We start from the raw sequence: 18,031 nt of genomic DNA on the forward strand, positions 1-18,031 counted from the left end.
ACCGCGGGTGCGACCCGACCGGCGGACCACGTCCTATCCTCGGAGCGTGGCAGACTCCCCACGCAAACGCACCGACACCACCGACGGGTCCAAGGGCCAGCAGACACGCGAGCGGCTGCTGGAGGCAGCCGCAGCAATCCTCACGGAGAAGGGCTACTCCGGCACCCGGCTGGGGGATATCGCCAAGCGCGCCGAGCTCCAGGCCCCGGCGATCTACTACTACTACGATTCGCGCGAGGCTCTCATCGAGGACGTCGTGCGGCGCGGACAGCAGTCCGCGCAGGCGCACGTGGAGAACGCACTGGCCCAACTGCCGGACGGCACGCCGTTCCTCGAGCGCATCCGGTGCGCCGTTGAGGAGCACCTTCGCGTGGTGCTGAACCTGTCTGACTTCACGACTGCGGCGATCCGCAACATGGGTCAGCTACCCGAGGCCATGCGCAAGCAGATCCGTTCCGATCACAAGAGCTACGGCGAGCTCTGGCAGAGACTCTTCGAGGAAGCGCAGTCCAACGGCGAGATCCGGGGCGATGTCGACGTCACCGCCGCCCGTCTGCTGATCATCGGGGCACTCAACTGGTCTCCGGAGTGGTGGAGCACGCGCGTTGCCGATATCGACGATGTGGTGGCTGCGGCGATCGCCCTGACCGACGGACTGATCGCTCGACCCTAGCTCCCGCATCGGCAGCCGGGTCGGTTCCTGATGCGCCCGCGGATGAAGGTAGCCGCAGGCGTCCTTCACCCGCAGGCGGGAATCGCGGTGACTCAGGCGGTTCCGACAGAGGCGGTCTGAGTGAGGCGGTAGTAGTCCAGGTTGACCGAGCGCGTCATCTTCCAGTAGTCCATGACCCGCCACGGGGAGTTCGTGACGACGCGCCCACGGGAGTTGCGGTACCACGTGTTCAGCCCGTCGACATTCCAGATCATCTTCGCGTGGGCGGCGTCGACCTGGGCGTTGTAGGCGTCGCACACCTCCTGCTTCACCTCGATCCGCTCGAGCCCGAGCTGTGCCACGTGTCCGATCAGCTGTCCGAGGTAGTGCGCCTGGCACTCCGCGATCGTGATGTAGCTGCCCCCGTGCCCCAGGTTGGCGTTCGGGCCGTACATGACCAGCAGGTTCGGAAAGTTCGGCACCGTCATACCGAGGTAGGCCCTCGCATCCTCGTGAGCCCAGGCATCGCGGAGTGAGCCCACGGGTCCCTCGACGTCGATCTCGACGAGAAAGTCCCGCGCCTTGAAGCCCGTCGCGAGGATCACGACGTCGACGGTGTGCTCGTCACCGTTCTGGTCCACCACTCCGCACCGGGTGAATCGTTCGACGCCAGAGGTCACGAGCTCCACGTCAGCGCGACGCAGGGTCCGGAACCAGCCGTTGTCGAGCAGCATCCGCTTGCCGAACGGCGGGTAGTCGGGCAGGGCCTTCTCGATCAGGTCGGGCCGCCCCTCGAGCTCACGTTGCAGGTAGTCGGTGAAGTACCGGCGATGGCCGTCGTTGATCGCGTTGATGGAACGCCCCTGCCCGTCCCATTCGGGGTCGACCTGCAACGACTCGTGCACCCGGTCGTTGTGGATCCACGCGAGCCGTGCTCGGAACCAGGGCTGATAGAAGGGCACCTCGCGCATCAGCCAGTGGATGCGATGATCCATGGCCCGGAAGTAGTCGGCGTTCGGTGCCACCCACTGCTTCGAGCGCTGGAAGATCGTCAACGAGTGGACGTCCTCCACGATGGCCGGCACGATCTGCATGGCGCTGGCCCCGCTGCCGACGACGGCGACACGCTTGCCGGCGAGGTCGACTGAATCGGGCCAGCGGGCCGAGTGGAACACCTCGCCGCAGAACTCCTCGACACCTGGGAAGTCCGGCACCGACGGCACGTTGAGCTGACCGACCGCCGAGACGACGAGATCGAACTCTTCCTCACCTTCGACCCCGCCGGTCCGGAACCCCACCGTCCACGTACCGCGCTCCTGTGACCACTTCAATCGTTGGACCTCATGCCCGAACCGGATGAGGTGTCGCAGGTCGAAGGCCGTCGCGAAGTCCTTCATGTACGTCAGCACCTCGTCGCGCTTACCGAAGTAGGTCGACCACTCGCGCTGAAAGAAGGAGAAGGAGTAGAGGTAGCTCGGGGTGTCGACGCCGCAGCCGGGATAGCGATTGTCGAACCAGCTGCCCCCGACCTCGGGATTGCGCTCGAAGACGACGCACTCGATCCCGCGGTCGCGGAGCTGGCGCGCCATGAGCATCCCGGAGACGCCGGCGCCGACGATGCCGACGCGAACCTCACGCGAAGGCCCCTGCGCGTCGATCCGCGTGTGAACCTGGCCTGCGCCACCGAGTCCGGCCTGCTCGCCGATCATCTCGGCGAACTCCACGGGCACCGGTTCACCCATGCATGCCTCGGTCATCGCGTGCAGCCGCTCGAGGTCAGGGCGGGCTATGGCCACCGCCGCTCCGTCAGCCCAGGCGCCGATAACGTCGACGGCAGCCGAGCGGATTTCCCGCTGGACCTGCTCGGAGAAGCCGCCCGAGTCGAGGTCGTCCATGCCCGGACTGCGCCGTGGACGGTAGGGCTCGCGGAGCCACTTCTCGTCCCCGGTCAAGTGGTGCAGCACCATCAGCACCGTCGGCAGATTGGCCACAACCAGGGCATCTGCAAGGCGTTCACGGTCCATGACACCCTCCTCTCGCGCTTAATCTATATTAGATTATGCGCTGCGCAATGTGAGTGCACGCACACGGACTTACACAAGCTCGTCTGGCTGCAGACCGGCGTCGTCGCGGCGTGTGCTCGGTGTGGCGTTCGCCTTGGTCGAGTCCCGGGCAGCCGTTCCGATCATCAATCCGGGGTTGCTGGTCGGGCCCGCATCGGCCGGAACGAACATCGCGACCGTTGTCATCAGCATCGGCATCGCCGCCGTCACCTTGGTCCCGCAGTCCGCGCAAGCCGCCCCAGGCTGGCTACGGGTTGGGCTGCACCCCGCGCTGCTGGTGGTCCCGACCGCAGCGCTGATGGTGGTCGCCACACCACTCACAACGCGACTCCCGCGCCGCCTCCAGCCGCAGCACGTTCCATTTGGTGGAGCTGGGGGGAGCTGATTACAACCCGAAAGACAAGGTCACAGCCCTCGAAACCTTTCGGAAGAAACTCCCCCAGCTCGATACACCCGCCCCAGAACCCGCCCGACGGCAACCATCGAAGCGGGCACGCCAACTCACCGGCAACCAGGCCCGGGCGTCGACGAACCCCTTGCGTTCGAAGACCCGTGCCGCTGCATCGACGAGTTCCTGCACGCTGGTGGCGCGTTGCCGTGCCATTCCGCCTCTCCTTCCGGCCGGGCTTTCCTCCGGAGTCGAATGGGACGGTCACCGACTCACGCCGACTCGGTGACCGTCCCATTCGGGCCCGCCGGGGAAGACGCGACGCGGTCACCTGACGTGCGGCCGATAGGGCTTCTTCCCGCGCTCCCCGGCGTAGACGTCGTAGACGACGTACGACTTCGGATTGCCGAGGAAGAGGGTGTGGTTGGTGACCAGCACCCGGTCGTCGAGGAACGCGACACTCGCCGGGTCGTCCATGGGCACGTCGAGCAGGAAGTTCGCCAGGAGGTTCGGCGGGTTCCGCTTGAGCTCCTTGCCTTCCGGCGACACGACGACGACCGCCCTGGACAGTGCGAGCGCGGCGTAGATGTTGCCCGACTCCGCGATCGCGAAGCCGTCGATGCCGTCTCCGGGCTTGCTTTCCCAGAAGGTGTTCAGCTCGCCTGCACTACCGTCCGGCTCGATCTCCAGCGTGAGGAGGCGGCTGGTGTCCGGGCGCGGCGGGAAGCCGTGCAGCGGCCCGGTCAGCGACTGCGCGAACATGATCGTGTCCTCGTCGAGGAACTCGATGCCGTTGGGCCCGAAGACGCTTTTCGATCCGCGGATCGCTGAACCACACCTCGGCCTCACCACCGCCCGGTGGCACTCGCCAGATCAGCGCCTGCGCCACATCGGTGATGTACATGCTGCCGTCCTTGCCGAACGTCACGCCGTCGCCGATGGCGCACTGCGTGACGAGCACCAGGGCGGGAGCATCCACACAGAGGCTCTTGACCTGGTGGAAGGTCGCGTAGGTCCGCTGTTCGCCCGTCTTCGGGTCCAGGGCGATCACTCGCCGCGGATACCGGTCCAGGGCGTAGATGATGCCGTCGCCGTCCTGGGTGAGCCCGACGATGCCGGCTCCACGGGTGGGGTCCTGCCCCTCGATGGGCTATTCCCTCAGCAGCTCGCCCTCACTGCTGTAGGCGAAGATCTTGGATGGCCCCTTCCGCGGCTCCAGAACCCACTGCTGGGTTCCGACGTAGACGGTCCCGTCGTCGGCGACCGTGATGCCTTCGGGGTGCCCTGGCTGCGGTACTTCGGCGAAGACGTCGATGTCCAGCCATTCCCGCTCGGCCTCCGCGTGTGCCGCCGCGGACGCCCCTGTCATGGCGAGAGCCATGGCCGCCGCGACCGTCACCAGCCGCCGGACCCTCCCACCCTTGCGATGCGCATGCCACTTCATTGTGCCGTGAGCCTTCCCGCCCCACTGGTCAAGTGATTGCCGGCCGTGCGGTCAGGTGCTGCCGGGTCGCCGGCCACGGTGTCCACACGGCACAGACATCGGCGCGGCAGTGATCGGAGACCGCGGCCGGTCAGTCGACGAGCTCGGCCAGCTCCGAGCCGCTCAGGCCCCAGGCGAGGAGGGCGGCCCGGGTGCCGGATCCCGGTTCGGGCGCGGGGCCTGGCGCGTCGGGCACCGTCCGGCTGAATCGGGGTGCGGGAGCGGGCTGCACGTCACCCGCGACACGGAGAAAGGTGCCACGCGCGATGTTGTGCGGATGTTCCGGCGCCTCGCCGAGCCGGTAGACCGCCGTCGCGCAGGCGTCCGCCGGCTCGAGGATCGCCGCCCACTCGTCCCGGCTTCGACGCCGGAAGACGCCGGCGAAACGTTGGGTGAGTTCGGGCCAGCGCGCTCGGTCCCATTGGGGGAAGTCGACGGGGTCGAGACCGAGCAACCGCAGCAACTCCGCGTAGAAGCGTGGCTCCGCAGCACCCACAGCCACATGACCACCGTCCGATGTGGTGTAGACGTTGTAGAAGTGCGCACCGCTGTCGAAGAAGTTGGTACCAGGCTCGTCGCCAGCCATTCCGGCGTTCCGCAGGGCGTGGAACACCGTGGTGAGCAAGGCCGTTCCGTCCACCATCGCAGCGTCCACGACCTGACCGCGGCCCGAATGGCGCGCCTCCAGGACAGCGCACACCACACCGAAGGCGAGCAACATACCGCCACCACCGAAGTCACCGAGCAGACTCAGCGGGAACAGCGGCTTCTCACCCTTGCGCGCGATCGAGCCCAAGGCTCCCGCCACGGATATGTAGTTGATGTCGTGCCCGGGCCGGTCGGCAAGCGGGCCCGTCTGGCCGTACCCGGTCGCTCTGCCGTAGACGAGCCGCGGATTCCGTTGCAGCAAGGTGTCCGGTCCGAGCCCGTGCCGTTCCAGCACGCCCGGCCGGAAGCCCTCGATCAGGGCGTCGGCCGATTCGACCAGTCGGCACACGAGCGCACGGCCGCGCTCGGTGCCGAGGTCGCACTCGACGGAAGGGCGCCCGCGATGCAAGTGGTTCCACGACCCCGCGCCCAGGCTGTCACCGTCGCGCCGTTCCAGCCGGACAACCTGCGCACCCAGGTCCGCCAGCAACATGCCGGCAAACGGAGCCGGCCCCATGGCAGCCAGTTCGACGACCCGGACTCCGGTCAGCGGTCCCGGCATGTTCAGCACCCCCAAATCGGTCGGCCCTCGACCGGACCCGAGGCGAAATCAAGACTGGCCAGGAAGGTTCTTTTCGTGGCATGCCCGCTGCCGCCGGTCAACGAGGACCCGCGCCGCCGGAACAGCCCGGCAGCCCCCCCGGCGCCGACGGCGAGCGGAATCAGCTCTCGTCGTCGGGGCGGATATAGCCGGACAGCAGGCCGTAAACCTGCTGGTAAAGCTGCTCGGCACCCATCCGCCCGGAGGGCCGGTACCACCGTGTGACCGACAGCAGCATCCCGTTGACCAGGTTCACCACGGTGCCGACGTCCAAATCGGACCGCACGACACCAGCCTTCGCGCAGTCGCTGAGCAGACCCTCCGCCGCGTGGTTCACGTCGCGAGCCCACGACCGGAAGTTGCGCAAGGCCTGTGTGGACAGCTGATGCTGGTCGGCGGTCAGTACCAGATAGTAAGTCTGGTACTTGATCGCGTTCTCGATGTGCATGCGCAGGTAGGCTTCCAGCTTCTCCCGCGCCGAGAGATCACTGGACACGATCCGGTCTATACCGTCCCGCAAGGGATAGATGAGCTGTTCCACGATCGTTTCGAGCAGCCAGCGCTTGGAGTTCACGTACTGGTACACGGTCGGCTTGCTCACCCCGGCCTCGGCGGCGATATCGCTGATCGTCGCCTCGACGAAGCCCTTGCGCTCGAAAACCCGTGCGGCCGCATCAACAAGCTGCTGCACGCTGGTCGCACGCTGGCGTGCCATGCTTTCCCCTCACCCCGTACCGGCTCGACGGCTCCCCGGGCCAAGTCTAACCGGTTAAGGTTAACTGACCCGGGCGGGCGGCCGGGTCGCCGCGTCAGCCTGATGCATGCGGCGCTGAGGTAGGAATTCTGCACGATGCCGCGCACGAGGTGGGCGAATTCCTCGGGCCTGCCGAGCCTGCGAGGGTTCCTCCACGGTGGCCACCAGGCCCTCTCGAACGGGCTCAGGCAACCCCGCGGCCATCGACGTGTCGAACAACCCGGGCGCGATGGTGTTCACCCGCACTCCCTTGCCGGCCAGATCGCGCGCGACCGGCAGCGTCATGCCGACGACCCCCGCCTTGCTGGCACTGTAGGCCGCCTGCCCGGTCTGCCCGTCGAACACCGCACCCGACGCGGTGTTCACCACGACGCCCCGCTCGCCGCCTTCCGGACCGTTGCGCAGCATCGCGGCCACCGCCACCCGCATGACGTTAAAACGTGCCGCACAGGTTGACGTTCACCACGTGCTGGAACGCCTCGAGGTCGGCGGATTCGCCGCGAGAGACGAGCTTGCCCAGGAGTCGCACCGGTCGCGCGCCGAGCCGCCGCGCCGTCTCAAGTGTGGTCACCACCGTGGCTGCCGCGCCGTCGCTCATCGGCGCACACATCGGCACTGTCAGGGGACCGCCAACGGGCCGCGCGGCCAGCACCTCGGCCACCGTCGTCATGCGGCCGTACTGTGCTTTCGGGTTGGCGGCGCCATGCTCGGCGTTCTTGACGGTCACGCGGGCGAAATCCTCCGGCGTCGCATCAGTACGGTCCATGTACCACCGGGCGAACCTGGCGTAGCTGTCCATGAAGACCGAGCCGGTTCCCGCACTGCCGAGTTCCGTGGCAATTTCCTCGAGCCGCTCCTGGTCGATGGCTGTACCCAGCGCGCCCAGCGACTTGGCCTTGTCTGCGGTCGTCAACTTCTCGGCGCCGACCGCGATCGCGATCTCCACCTGACCCGACGCGACGGAAAGCCACGCCTGATCGAGTGCGGTCGAACCCGACGCGCAGGCGTTCTCCACATTGATCAACGGGATCCCGGACAGACCGGCGTCCCGCACGGCGTGCTGCCCGCGCGAGGATTCCTGGCCCTGCTGTAGTACACGACGCGCCACTCGGCCGGCTTCTCGATGCGCGCGTCCTCGAGCGCCTCGGCCACCGCCTCGGCAACGAGCGAGCCCGTGGAGCGCTCCCGCCATTTCCCGAACGGCGTCATGCCGACTCCGGCAACCACAACCTCGCGCATGTCCACCTCACCGTATGCTAACTTTACCGGACAGTATTGTTTCATACCGCTCAACAGTCAACCGGCGTCGCGGATCCGGGCGACCGGCTTCCCGTCAACCGAGCCGACGACTCACCGAATGACGCGGCACGCTGATCCAACATCAGGCGCATGCCGACCGACTGCGGCAACCCAATGCTTGACAGCCATTCGCGAACACTGCTAGGCAGTTAACTTAACTGGTAAGTATGTATTGGAGGACGGTTTGGCATCATCACGGCTGTCCGGCAAGGTCGCGATCGTGACCGGAGCGGCTCACGGCATCGGCGCCGCCATCGCGCGAAGCTTCGTCGCCGAAGGTGCACACGTGGCCCTCGCGGACATCGCGGATGCCGCGCTCGGCACGCTCGCCGGCGAACTGGGCCCTCAGGCCGCTCCGGTCCACTGTGATGTCTCGTCCGGCGACGACGTGCTGGCCACGGTGAAGTTCACCGTCGAGACCTTCGGCGGGCTGGATGTCGTCGTGAACAACGCGGCCACCGGATCATCGTCGATGCTCGTCGACATGCGCCAGAAGGAATGGGAGCGAGCCTTCGCGATCGGCGTCGGCGGCGTGTTCCACACCATTCGCCACGCGACTCCGGTCATGCGCGAACGCGGTGGCGGAGCATTCGTCAACATCTCGTCGGCGGCGGGTCGGCGCGCGGCGCGTGGAATGGCCGCGTACTCGGCGGCGAAAGCGAGTGTCGAGGCGCTGACTCGCTGCGCCGCCCTGGAGCTGCGAGAGGACGGAATCCGGGTCAACGCCATCGTTCCGGGCATGATCCGGACCGGTGCCGCCCAGGGCAACTCTGAGTTCCTCGGCCAGGCCGTCGGGATGGAGCTGGCCGAGTACGTGGCCAAACACCAGGGCCGCTGGGGAGAACCCGCGGAGGTCGCCGCCGTGGCGGTGCACCTGGCCTCGGCCGAGGCCGCATTCACGACCGGACATATGTACGTACTGGACAACGGTGCGACCACCCAGCTGTGAGGGTGGCGGAAAGCTGACGAAGGTGGCGGTGATGACCGAAGTTGTCGACAGGCAGGATCTCGTGCATTCCCTGCGCGATTTCTTCAAGCGCGAATGCGGGACCAGGGAGCAGCGGCGGGCGCTGAGTTCGGACGGATCGGTCACGCACAACCAGGAGCTGTACGCCAAGCTTGCCGACCTGGGCTGGCTCGGCTGCGCGATTCCCACGGAGTACGGCGGCGGGGGCGGCAGTGCCACGGATGCCTGTCACGTCGTGGAGGAGGCGGCCTACAGCTTGGCTCCGCTGTTCGGCCTCGCAGTCTCCCTGGTCAGTTCCACGGTGGTGGAACGCTTCGGCACCGAGGAGCAGAAGCGCGACATCCTGGGCGGGGTGTGCCGCGGGGAGGTGCTCGCGACGGCGATCAGTGAGCCGGGCGCGGGTTCCGATCCCGGCTCGATGATCTGCCGTGCGGAACGCCGCGGCGACACCTACGTCATCAACGGGCAGAAGACCTGGATCTCGTGCGCGCACATCGCCTCACGGATCCAGGTGCTGTGCCGGACCGACTCCAGCGGCGCGAAGCACGACGGGATCACCATGATCGACGTCCCCGCCGATGCGGAAGGACTCGAGGTGCGACCCATCCGCACGATGGGCGGTGACGAGGTGAACGACGTCTTCTTCACCGATGTCACGGTGGGAGCCGACCGGGTTATCGGTGAGCCAGGCAGGGCATGGCACCAGATCATGCGCACGCTCAACACCGACCGGTTGATGTGCGGTGCGGTGTTCCTCGGACGGGCTCGCCGGACCTTCGACGACGCGCTGGAATACGTGAGCACCCGCGAGCAGTTCGGCCGCCCGATCGGCAGCTTCCAGGCCATTCGCCACCGTATCGCCGACCTCGCCACCGAACTCGAATGCTGCCGTCTCCTGGTCTACTCCTCGGCGGCCAAGCTCGACGCCGATCCCGGCCGGTGCGTTCCCCGGGAAGCCTCGATGGTCAAGTTGAAGGTCACCGAAACGGCCAAGCGAATGGCCGTCGAGGGAATGCAGCTCTTCGGCGGCGCCGGCTACACGCTCGAACACGACATGGAACGCCATCTGCGCGAGTCGATCGTCTCGACCGTGTACGCCGGGACGAGCGAGATCCAGCGGGACATCATCGGAAGGTCGTACGGACTATGAGCGGCGCCGACGACGATTCCCCCCGCGTCCGGTACGAGCGTCCCGCCGACGGTGTCGCTCGTGTGGTCCTGGCCCGGCCGGACAAGCTGAACGCCCAGGACCGGCGGATGCTCCACGAACTGGACGACGCCTACCAGCGCGCGGTGCGGGAAGCCAGAGTGATCATCCTGGCAGCCGACGGCGAGGACTTCTCGTCCGGTCACGACTTGAACGTCGAGCGCGCCTTCGCCATGGACGGCGTCCAGCCACGCACGCTCACCGGTGGCTTCGACGCCGCCGGCGCCGAAGGCTGGTACGCGGTGGAGGAGGAGATGTTCCTCGGGCTATGCCTCCGCTGGCGGGACATACCGCGTCCGGTGATCGCTCAGGTGCACGGGCGCGTCATCGGTGGCGGACTCGAGTTGATCTGGCCCTGTGATCTCATCGTCGCCGCCGACGACACGGTCTTCCTGGACCCGACGAGCGCCTTCGGCGCGGCCGCGGCCGAGTACTTCGTCCATCCCTGGGAACTGGGCCATCGTCGCGCGAAGGAGATGCTGTTCACCGGCGAGCCGATCAACGCGCAGGAGGCGCGGGCACTCGGCATGGTCAACCGCGTCGTACCGAGGGACGAGCTGGCGGCGACCACACTGGAGCTCGCTCAACGTATCGCGGCACGTCCGACGTTCGGCATCAGACTGGCGAAGCGTGCCGTCAACCGGGCCCTCGATCTCCAGGGCATGCGCGCGGCCGTGGAATCGACCTTCGATACCCATCACCTCGCGCACTCGCACAACAGAGAGCGTCACGGAACGCTCATCGATCCGGCGGGACCCGAGATCATCCGGGCCGAGGCGCGGGAACTGCGGACGTCTCCCGGCGAACCTGCCGACGGATCGGCGACGTAGCAGCTTCGCCCGCGGAATCCGGGCCCCGGTGTCGTCTCCGGCCGGCCCGCGCAGCACGACAATGGAGGTTTCTCATCATGACCAGTAGCTCGTCCGTCGTCGGTTACCGGACCGAGGGCAGTACGGCCTGGCTGACGCTCAACCGCCCGGAAGCGCGCAACGCGTTGTCCTTCGAGGTGCTCGACGGGATCTCGGCATCGCTCGCCCGAGCCGCGGAGGACTCCTCGGTACGGGCGGTCGTAATGGCGGCCAGCGGCAGCGTCTTCTGTGCCGGTGCGGATCTGAAGATGGTGCTGGGTTCACTGCACGACGAAGGACCGGGCAGGTTCCTGCGCCGAGCAGCCGAGGTGTTCGAGGAGGTCGCCCGCCATCCGCATCCGGTCATCGCCGCCGTGCAAGGGCATGTCGTCGCGGGCGGCCTGGAGCTCGTCCTCGCCTGTGACCTGGTGGTGGCCGCCGAGTCGGCGACGTTCAGCGACGGGCACACCCGGTATGGACTGTTCCCCGCGGCGGGCGGGGCGACACGGCTGCCCCGGCGCATCGGCGCCAACCGAGCCAAACAGCTCCTGTTCACCGCGGAATCGTGGAGCTCGGAACGCATGCGCGAAGCCGGATTGGTCAACGAGGTCGTCGCGGACGACGCGCTCGCCGACCATACCCGCGAACTGGCGGACACCATCGGCCGGCGCAGCCCGCTGGGCTTGGCCGGCATCAAACGGGTGGTGGACGAGAGCATCGACAAGCCACTGGGCGACGCGCTCGCCGCGGAGCTCGCGGCCTGCGAGGAGTATTCCGCGAGCGCGGATTTCAAGGAAGGCCTGCGCGCCTTCACCGAACGACGTGAACCCACGTTCCTCGGCGAGTAGGGCCGCTCCCGAGCAAACCGGAAAGCGCCGCCGGCTTCCCGGACGCGGAGGCGTGCGGGAAGCCGAAAATATGTACTTTATGGTCAAGTACAGCCGTTCGCACTACGACTATTACGGGGCCGGCACGCGTCGAGTAGCCCACGAGTCCCACTGGCAACCCCGGGCGAACCCGTGTCAATTCGACAAGCCCGCCCCGTGACTCGAAGGCTGCCCTTTCGGCGCGCCCGGCGTCCGGCTCAGGGCTCGAACCATTGCCCCCGGCACGGACTTGCCGCAAATCGAGGACGGCTGCTATTGAATACTTACTGGTTGGTTCAGTTCTAGTCCGGCGAACCTCATCGGCAAGGCAACATCGAGGATTCTCGAAGAGGAGACAGATCATGAGCAGGTCATTCGACACCGTCGTCGACGGCGGGCGCTATTTCGAGGGCACCCGCTGGCACGAGGGCCGCTGGTACGCATCCGACGCCCTGGCCGGCATCGTCTGTGCCTTCGAACCATCCGGGGAACGCGAAGACCTGATGCGCGTGGAGGCGCTGTGCTCCGGCCTCGGCTGGCTGCCGGACGGATCGCTGCTCGTCGTGTCGATGAAGGACCGTTGCCTGCTGCGCAGGTCGCCCGACGGCGCGGTGAGCACCCATGCGGACCTGTCCGACGTCGCGCCCTACTGGATCAACGACATGTGGGTCGACACCGAGGGCCGTGCCTGGGTCGGGACCATCGGCTTCGCGATCGACCAGGGGCAGGACCCCCGGCCCGGCGAGCTGTTCCGGGTCGATCCGGACGGCACCGTGGCCGTCGCGGCCCGCGACCTCTGGTGTCCAAACGGGATCGTCCTCACCGACGGCGGTAGCACACTCGTCGTGGCGGAGTCGTTCGCCGCACGGCTCACGGCGTTCACCATCAACAGCGACGGCTCACTGAGCAACCGCCGCACCCTGGCGCAGTTCGGCGAGCCGCCCGCTCCCGGCAGCGCGCAGGAGATGCTGGCCGCCATGAAGGTGACCCCGGACGGCCTGACCGTCGACGCCGAGGACCACATCTGGGCCGCCGACGCGGCGCAGCGGCGCGTGGTGCGCGTGTCCCCCACCGGGCAGATCGTCGACGAAATCGCTCACCCGAAGGGCACCAACACCTACACCTGCGCCATCGGTGGTCCGGACGGCCACCAGCTGCTCATCGCCGCCTCGGAAGGGATCTTCGAAGCGCTCGCGGGCGTGGAAGGCACCGCTGAGCTGATCACGACGCGGGTGGACGTACCCGCACCGAAGGCATGACCGGATCGAACACACCGACGTAGAAGGGCAAACACATGGATCCGGTGGAAGTCCTGCGCCGCAACGCCGAGCGCAACGGCGAGAAGGTCGTCTTGCTCTGCGGCGGACGTCAGCAAAGCCACGGCGAACTGTACGAGCGGTCCTGTCGGCTGGCCAACGCGTTGCGCGCCGCCGGGATCGAACAAGGCGAGCGGGTCGCCCTGCTGGCCGACAACTGCTTCGAGGCACTGGAACTCGTCGGGGGGCTGACGCTCGGCGGCTATGTGCGCTGCCCGCTCTACGCCCACGACAGCGCGCAGCGGCATCGCTATCTCCTGGACCTGACCGAGTCCGCGGCCTTGATCGTCCAGGACAAGCACTATCCGGCGATCGCCCCGGTCCTCGGCGAGTGCGCGAAGCTGCGGCTGGTGATCGTCGTCGGTGAGCCGCCCGACGACGACGTTCGCCAGTACGAGGCGATGCTCGTCGAGGCTTCGTCCATCCCGCCCCCGGTCACCGTGCGGCCCGACGATCCCTTCCAGATCCGGTTCTCCGCGGGCACCACCGGACTCCCCAAGGGAATCCTGCATACGGTGCGGGGCTGGATGGCCGTCGGCGAGGAGATGTTCACCTCCGTCCGTCCCGGACTGTCGAATACGGACCGGTATCTCGCGGCGGGACCGCTGACCCACGCGGCAAGCATGCCGATCTGGCCGTTGCTCGATGCGGGCGGCTCGATCGTGGCCATGACGGCGTTCGACCCGGCCGAGTTCCTCAAGCTGGTGGAAACCGAACGCGTGACCATGACGGTGCTGGTGGCGACCATGGTGCAGATGGTCACCCAGCACCAGGACGCAACGGTGCGGGACCTGTCCAGCCTGCGCGTGGTGTTCTACGGCGCGTCGCCGATCCCGGAGTCCATCCTCGTCGGCGCGATCGGCGTCTGGGGCAACATCATGCATCAGCAGTTCGGCCAGAGCGAAGTGGCGCCGGTCGCCGAGTTGCTCCCGGAACACCACGTCGTGGACGGTACGCCGGAACAGCGTCGCCGCCTGCGGTCGGCCGGGAAACCGACCGTCAACGCGCGCATCCGGATCGTGGACGACAACGACAACGAGCTGCCTCCGGGCGAGGTGGGCGAGATCGTGGCGGTCGGGCCGAACCGCATGGCGGAGATCTGGCGCGATCCCGAGGCCACAGCGGCGCGCATCACCAGCGACGGCTGGGTGCGCACCCGGGACATGGGCTATTTCGACGAGGACGGCTTCCTGTACCTCGCCGACCGCAAGGAAGACCTGATCATTTCGGGCGGGTTCAACATCTGGCCTGCCGAGCTCGAGAACGCGCTGACCGAGCACCCGGGTGTGTCCGAGGCGGTCGTGGTCGGCGTCCCGCACCCGAAGTGGGTGGAGACGCCCCGGGCCGAGATCGTGCTGGACAAGCACTACGACGGTGACGTCACCGAGGAGGAGCTGATCGAGTGGACAAGGGAGCGACTCGGCTCGGTCAAGAAGATCACCGGTGCCCGGTTCGTCGATGAACTGCCGAAGACACCGATCGGCAAGGTGCTGCGGCGTGTGGTGCGGGACCGCTACCGCCAGGCGTGACCACGGCAGGCCGGGCGGGTGCGGCGGGTATCGCGCGCGGCCCGGCCTGCCGACGTGGCCGGCGCCGCGCCGGCGGCTTGCGCGCGCCACCCGGACGCGCGCAAGCCGACCTCTCACTGCCCGGCGGACTGCGCGCGGGCCTCGCGGCGCTTGAACCGCTGGATCTTGCCGCTCGGCGTCTTGGGCAGATCGGCCACGATGTGCACGCGGCGCGGGCAGGCATGCGCGGCGAACTCGCGCTTGACGAGCTGCACCGCTCCCATCCCGGCGTCGACGGCCGCTCGCCACCGACCTGGATCACGTGCCGCCCGGCCGCCCCGGTTTGCGGTGAACAGCGGGACGTGCACGGCGCCGAGCCGCCAGATGCCCAGCAGGACGGCGGGCAGGTCGGCCGACTTGCCCATCAGCACGCCCACGGCGTCACCGCGGCCGATGCCCTTGTCCGCCAGCACGGCGGCGACCCGCCGGGACCGCGCCGCCAGCCTCACTCAGCGCCCTCGATACTGCGTCCGCGGACCTCACCGAGGCCGCGCGCCTGACCGATGTGAGCCTGAAGCTACTCGAAAGACCCGAAGAGCTGTACGGGGCGATACAACGAACAGCAGCGGCGGCTTCTCAACCAAGCAATCTTCCACAACCGGCAAAACCGCCACTCCAAGCTCGGCTACCTCACCCCAGTCGAGTATGAAGACTCCACGAACTACAACAACCCGCCTGAGACTCCACCAAGCCTGGTCCGGCAAACCGGGGCAACGCCAAGGTGTCCGTCCCACGGGGGCAACCTCAGGACGACACCTTCGCCCAGCAGACCCACAACTGACAGCGGCCAGTCCAAACTCCCCGTAGGCGGCCATTTACCGCCCCGGTGACGGCCAGCGTTCTCCCCGCTGGCGGCCAGATATCTCCCCGGTGATCAAGCATCCGATGCCGGCGGCGAGGGTCTGCCGGTGAAGCGAGACGAGGAGATCATGGAGATCCTGGAGGCGTTCGACCTCACGGGGAGTTACCGCGCCGCCGGCGAGTTGGCGGGCTGTGATCACCACACCGTCGCCCGCTATGTGGCGCTGCGCGAGGCGGGTCAGCCGCCGGTCGCCCGGGAGCACCGGGTGCGGCCGATCGACGAGTACCAGGACAAGATCGAGGAGCTGGTGGTGCGCTCGGACGGCCGGGTCCGCGCCGACGTGGTCCACGAGCGGCTGGTCGCGATGGGCTTCACCGGCGGGGAGCGCACCACCCGGCGCACGGTCGCGGAGGTCAAGGCCCGATTGCGGGCCGGGCAGCGCCGGGTGTTCCGGCCGTGGGTAGTCGAGCCCGGGCTGTGGCTGCAGTGGGACTGGGCCGAGGGCCCTCGGGTGAACGGGCGCCGCACGTCGTTGTGGTGCGCGTGGCTGGCGTGGTCACGGTTCCGGATCGTGCTCGCGGTCTGGGACCGGACCCTGCCGACGATCGTGGCCTGCATGGACACCACCCTGCGCCGCATGGGCGGGGTCCCGACCTACGCGCTGACCGACAACGAGCGCACCGTCTCGGTCGACCATGTCGCCGGGATCGCGGTGCGGCACCCGGAGATCGTCGCGGTCGGACGGCATTACGGGATGACGATCCGCACCTGCGTGCCAGCGGACCCGCAGTCCAAGGGCGGCTCGGAGGCCACGGTGCGGATCGCGAAGGCCGACATCGTCCCGACCTCGGCGAACCTGCTGGAGGAGTACCGCACGTTCTCCCAGCTGGAGAGCGCGTGTCGGGAGTTCTGCGAGCAGGTCAACGCCCGGGCGCACCGGGAGACCCGCCGGCCGCCGGTTGATGCCCTGGCCGAGGAACGCACGAGGCTGCATCCGCTGCCGACAGTCGCGTTCACGGTTGCGTTCGGGACGACGCGGCGGGTGAACTGGGACGCCACCGTCTCGGTCGAAGGGGTGCGCTACTCGGTGCCCCACCAGCTGGTCGACACCCGGGTCTGGGTCCGGTTCCACGGCGACGACCTGGTCATCACCGCCGTCGGCGAGCACGGCCCGGGCGAGGTTGCCCGCCACGCCCGCTCGACACCCGGGACGCCATCGATCCAGCCCGAGCACTACCCGCCGCCCACCGCGGCGGCGAACGCCGCCGGGGAACGGGTGCCGCGGGCGGGCAGCGCCGCGGAGACCGAGTTCCTCGCCCTCGGCCCGGGCGCGACGTCCTGGCTGGTCGAGGCCGCCGGGTCTGGCGCGCGAGGGGTCCGACGCAAGATGGCCGAGGCCGTCGCGCTGGCCAAGCTGCACCCGCCCGGCGAGGTCGACCGCGCCCTCGGCACGGCCGCGGTCGCAGGACGGTTCGCCGAGAACGACGTACTGCGCATCCTCGCCCACCAGGCCGGGCGCGACATCAACAAGCCCACGGTCCGCGCGAGTGAGACGCACAGCCTGCAACCCGGCACCTCGGCCTGGTCCGGCTTCGGCATCGCCGCGCCACCTGATCCCGACCCCCATCCCGACCCGGCAGAGCTCGACCCGGCAGGAGAGCCGTCATGAGCGCGGTCACCGGATCGGTGCCGGCTTCGGCCGGGGATCCGCTCGCGGAGGCCGTCGCGCTGACCCGGCGGCTCAAGCTGCCCCACATCCGCCGCCACCTCGTCGAGCTCGTGCCGACCGCGCGGGCGCAGCGCTGGGACCACGCCGAGCTCGTCCGGGTCCTGCTCGCCGAGGAAGCCGCCGGCCGCGACGCCACGAACCTGCGCACCCGGCGCCAACGGGCCGGGTTCCCCGCCGGGAAGACCCTGGGCGACTGGGACGCGGGCGCGTCCTGCATCCCTCGGCCCACCCAGGACGCCCTGACCACCCTGGAATGGGTGGGTCGGCGGGAGAACGTGTGCATCTGCGGGCCGTCCGGGACCGGGAAATCCCACTTCTGCGAAGCGCTCGGCCAGGCCGCGGTCGAGGCCGGGATGACGGTGGCCTGGTTCACCATCGAAGACCTCGGCGCCCTGGTCCGCCGCCACCGCGCCGACGACTCGATCACCCGGGCACTGGCCCGGTTGATCCGCACCGACCTGATCATCGTCGACGACATCGGGCTGCTGCCGGTCTCCCCGGACGCCGCGGAGGGGTTCTATCGGCTGGTCGACGCCGCCTACGAACGTCGCTCGCTCGCGGTGTCGAGCAACCTCCACCCGTCCGGGTTCGACGAGATCATGCCCAAGACCCTGGCCACCGCAACGGTCGACCGGCTCCTGCACCACGCCCACATCGTCGTCACCGACGGTGACAGCTACCGGCTCGCGCAGGCCACCTCCGGCAAGGGAGTCACCGCCTTGAACTGAGCACGCACGACCGAGGGCGGGGACTTATCTGGCCGCCGTCGGGGAGATCTATCTGGCCACCAGTGGGGAGAACTCCTGGCCGCCAGCGGGGAGAACGAACTGGCCCTTGACA

20 protein-coding genes are annotated in these 18,031 nt (G+C 68.2%); 9 read left to right on the forward strand and 11 right to left on the reverse strand.

All coding sequences use genetic code 11. The features are described 5' to 3' along the window. Window positions 1–46: 46 nt before the first annotated feature. The gene (locus tag DI005_RS36555; protein ID WP_112276308.1) at window positions 47–673 is read left to right on the forward strand and encodes a TetR/AcrR family transcriptional regulator; all 627 of its coding nucleotides are present in this window, start codon (window positions 47–49) and stop codon (window positions 671–673) included. Window positions 674–765: 92 nt separating this feature from the next. Here the strand turns inward: DI005_RS36555 and DI005_RS36560 are convergent, their stop codons facing one another. The 10 genes from DI005_RS36560 to DI005_RS38420 form a co-directional block, all read right to left on the reverse strand. Beyond that, the gene (locus DI005_RS36560; protein ID WP_113645054.1) at window positions 766–2,676 is read right to left on the reverse strand and encodes an NAD(P)/FAD-dependent oxidoreductase; all 1,911 of its coding nucleotides are present in this window, start codon (window positions 2,674–2,676) and stop codon (window positions 766–768) included. Between the two features lie 69 nt (window positions 2,677–2,745). After that, window positions 2,746–2,913: a hypothetical protein gene (locus DI005_RS38415; protein WP_158559949.1), complete on the reverse strand. Its 168-nt coding sequence runs from the start codon at window positions 2,911–2,913 to the stop codon at window positions 2,746–2,748. A 517-nt stretch (window positions 2,914–3,430) separates the two neighbouring features. Further along, window positions 3,431–3,865 carry an SMP-30/gluconolactonase/LRE family protein gene (locus tag DI005_RS36565; RefSeq protein ID WP_233520439.1) on the reverse strand — a complete coding sequence of 145 codons (435 nt, stop codon included), beginning with the start codon at window positions 3,863–3,865 and terminating at the stop codon, window positions 3,431–3,433. Beyond that, window positions 3,771–4,154, reverse strand: a complete 384-nt coding sequence (locus tag DI005_RS39350) for a hypothetical protein (protein WP_233520440.1) — start codon at window positions 4,152–4,154, stop codon at window positions 3,771–3,773. The genes DI005_RS36565 and DI005_RS39350 overlap by 95 nt, the downstream gene beginning before the upstream one ends. A gap of 99 nt (window positions 4,155–4,253) precedes the next feature. After that, window positions 4,254–4,472: a hypothetical protein gene (locus tag DI005_RS36570; protein WP_147263935.1), complete on the reverse strand. Its 219-nt coding sequence runs from the start codon at window positions 4,470–4,472 to the stop codon at window positions 4,254–4,256. A gap of 205 nt (window positions 4,473–4,677) precedes the next feature. After that, a complete protein-coding gene (locus DI005_RS36575) occupies window positions 4,678–5,796 on the reverse strand; it encodes a CaiB/BaiF CoA-transferase family protein (RefSeq protein ID WP_113645075.1) in 1,119 nt (372 codons plus the stop codon). 160 nt (window positions 5,797–5,956) lie between these two features. Then, a complete protein-coding gene (locus DI005_RS36580; protein WP_112276314.1) occupies window positions 5,957–6,550 on the reverse strand; it encodes a TetR/AcrR family transcriptional regulator in 594 nt (197 codons plus the stop codon). A 60-nt stretch (window positions 6,551–6,610) separates the two neighbouring features. Next, window positions 6,611–7,012, reverse strand: coding sequence for an SDR family NAD(P)-dependent oxidoreductase (locus tag DI005_RS39355; protein WP_233520441.1), 402 nt, complete (start codon window positions 7,010–7,012; stop codon window positions 6,611–6,613). 10 nt (window positions 7,013–7,022) lie between these two features. Beyond that, window positions 7,023–7,643, reverse strand: a complete 621-nt coding sequence (locus DI005_RS39360; RefSeq protein ID WP_233520442.1) for a thiolase family protein — start codon at window positions 7,641–7,643, stop codon at window positions 7,023–7,025. After that, window positions 7,610–7,828 (reverse strand): hypothetical protein, encoded by a 219-nt coding sequence (locus DI005_RS38420; protein WP_158559951.1) that lies wholly within the window; start codon window positions 7,826–7,828, stop codon window positions 7,610–7,612. The genes DI005_RS39360 and DI005_RS38420 overlap by 34 nt, the downstream gene beginning before the upstream one ends. Window positions 7,829–8,108: 280 nt before the next feature. On the opposite strand from DI005_RS38420, the gene DI005_RS36595 reads away from it, so the two are divergent. The 6 genes from DI005_RS36595 (at window position 8,109) to DI005_RS36620 (ending at window position 14,621) form a co-directional block, all read left to right on the forward strand. Beyond that, window positions 8,109–8,837, forward strand: coding sequence for an SDR family NAD(P)-dependent oxidoreductase (locus DI005_RS36595; RefSeq protein WP_158303239.1), 729 nt, complete (start codon window positions 8,109–8,111; stop codon window positions 8,835–8,837). A gap of 31 nt (window positions 8,838–8,868) precedes the next feature. Beyond that, window positions 8,869–10,005, forward strand: a complete 1,137-nt coding sequence (locus DI005_RS36600; protein WP_113645059.1) for an acyl-CoA dehydrogenase family protein — start codon at window positions 8,869–8,871, stop codon at window positions 10,003–10,005. Then, window positions 10,002–10,892, forward strand: coding sequence for an enoyl-CoA hydratase (locus tag DI005_RS36605; protein ID WP_112276322.1), 891 nt, complete (start codon window positions 10,002–10,004; stop codon window positions 10,890–10,892). Before DI005_RS36600 ends, DI005_RS36605 begins: the two co-directional genes overlap by 4 nt. A gap of 77 nt (window positions 10,893–10,969) precedes the next feature. Then, complete coding sequence (locus tag DI005_RS36610) at window positions 10,970–11,758, forward strand: enoyl-CoA hydratase/isomerase family protein (protein WP_112276324.1); 789 nt, start codon at window positions 10,970–10,972, stop codon at window positions 11,756–11,758. 380 nt (window positions 11,759–12,138) lie between these two features. Beyond that, a complete protein-coding gene (locus DI005_RS36615; protein ID WP_113645060.1) occupies window positions 12,139–13,035 on the forward strand; it encodes an SMP-30/gluconolactonase/LRE family protein in 897 nt (298 codons plus the stop codon). A 35-nt stretch (window positions 13,036–13,070) separates the two neighbouring features. After that, window positions 13,071–14,621 (forward strand): class I adenylate-forming enzyme family protein, encoded by a 1,551-nt coding sequence (locus DI005_RS36620; protein ID WP_112276328.1) that lies wholly within the window; start codon window positions 13,071–13,073, stop codon window positions 14,619–14,621. A 113-nt stretch (window positions 14,622–14,734) separates the two neighbouring features. Here DI005_RS36620 and DI005_RS39850 read toward each other — a convergent pair whose 3' ends face one another. Beyond that, window positions 14,735–15,109, reverse strand: coding sequence for an AMP-binding protein (locus DI005_RS39850; RefSeq protein ID WP_369973658.1), 375 nt, complete (start codon window positions 15,107–15,109; stop codon window positions 14,735–14,737). 459 nt (window positions 15,110–15,568) lie between these two features. Here DI005_RS39850 and istA point away from each other — a divergent pair, with 459 nt between their 5' ends. Together istA and istB are read left to right on the forward strand one after the other, a co-directional pair. Beyond that, on the forward strand, window positions 15,569–17,131 hold the full coding sequence (gene istA / locus DI005_RS36630; RefSeq protein WP_113642933.1) for an IS21 family transposase: 1,563 nt from the start codon (window positions 15,569–15,571) through the stop codon (window positions 17,129–17,131). Continuing rightward, the gene (istB, locus tag DI005_RS36635; RefSeq protein ID WP_113642932.1) at window positions 17,128–17,919 is read left to right on the forward strand and encodes an IS21-like element helper ATPase IstB; all 792 of its coding nucleotides are present in this window, start codon (window positions 17,128–17,130) and stop codon (window positions 17,917–17,919) included. Before istA ends, istB begins: the two co-directional genes overlap by 4 nt. Window positions 17,920–18,031 lie beyond the last annotated feature (112 nt).

The organism is Prauserella sp. PE36 (assembly GCF_003311655.1).
Taxonomy (GTDB): domain Bacteria; phylum Actinomycetota; class Actinomycetes; order Mycobacteriales; family Pseudonocardiaceae; genus Prauserella_A; species Prauserella_A endophytica.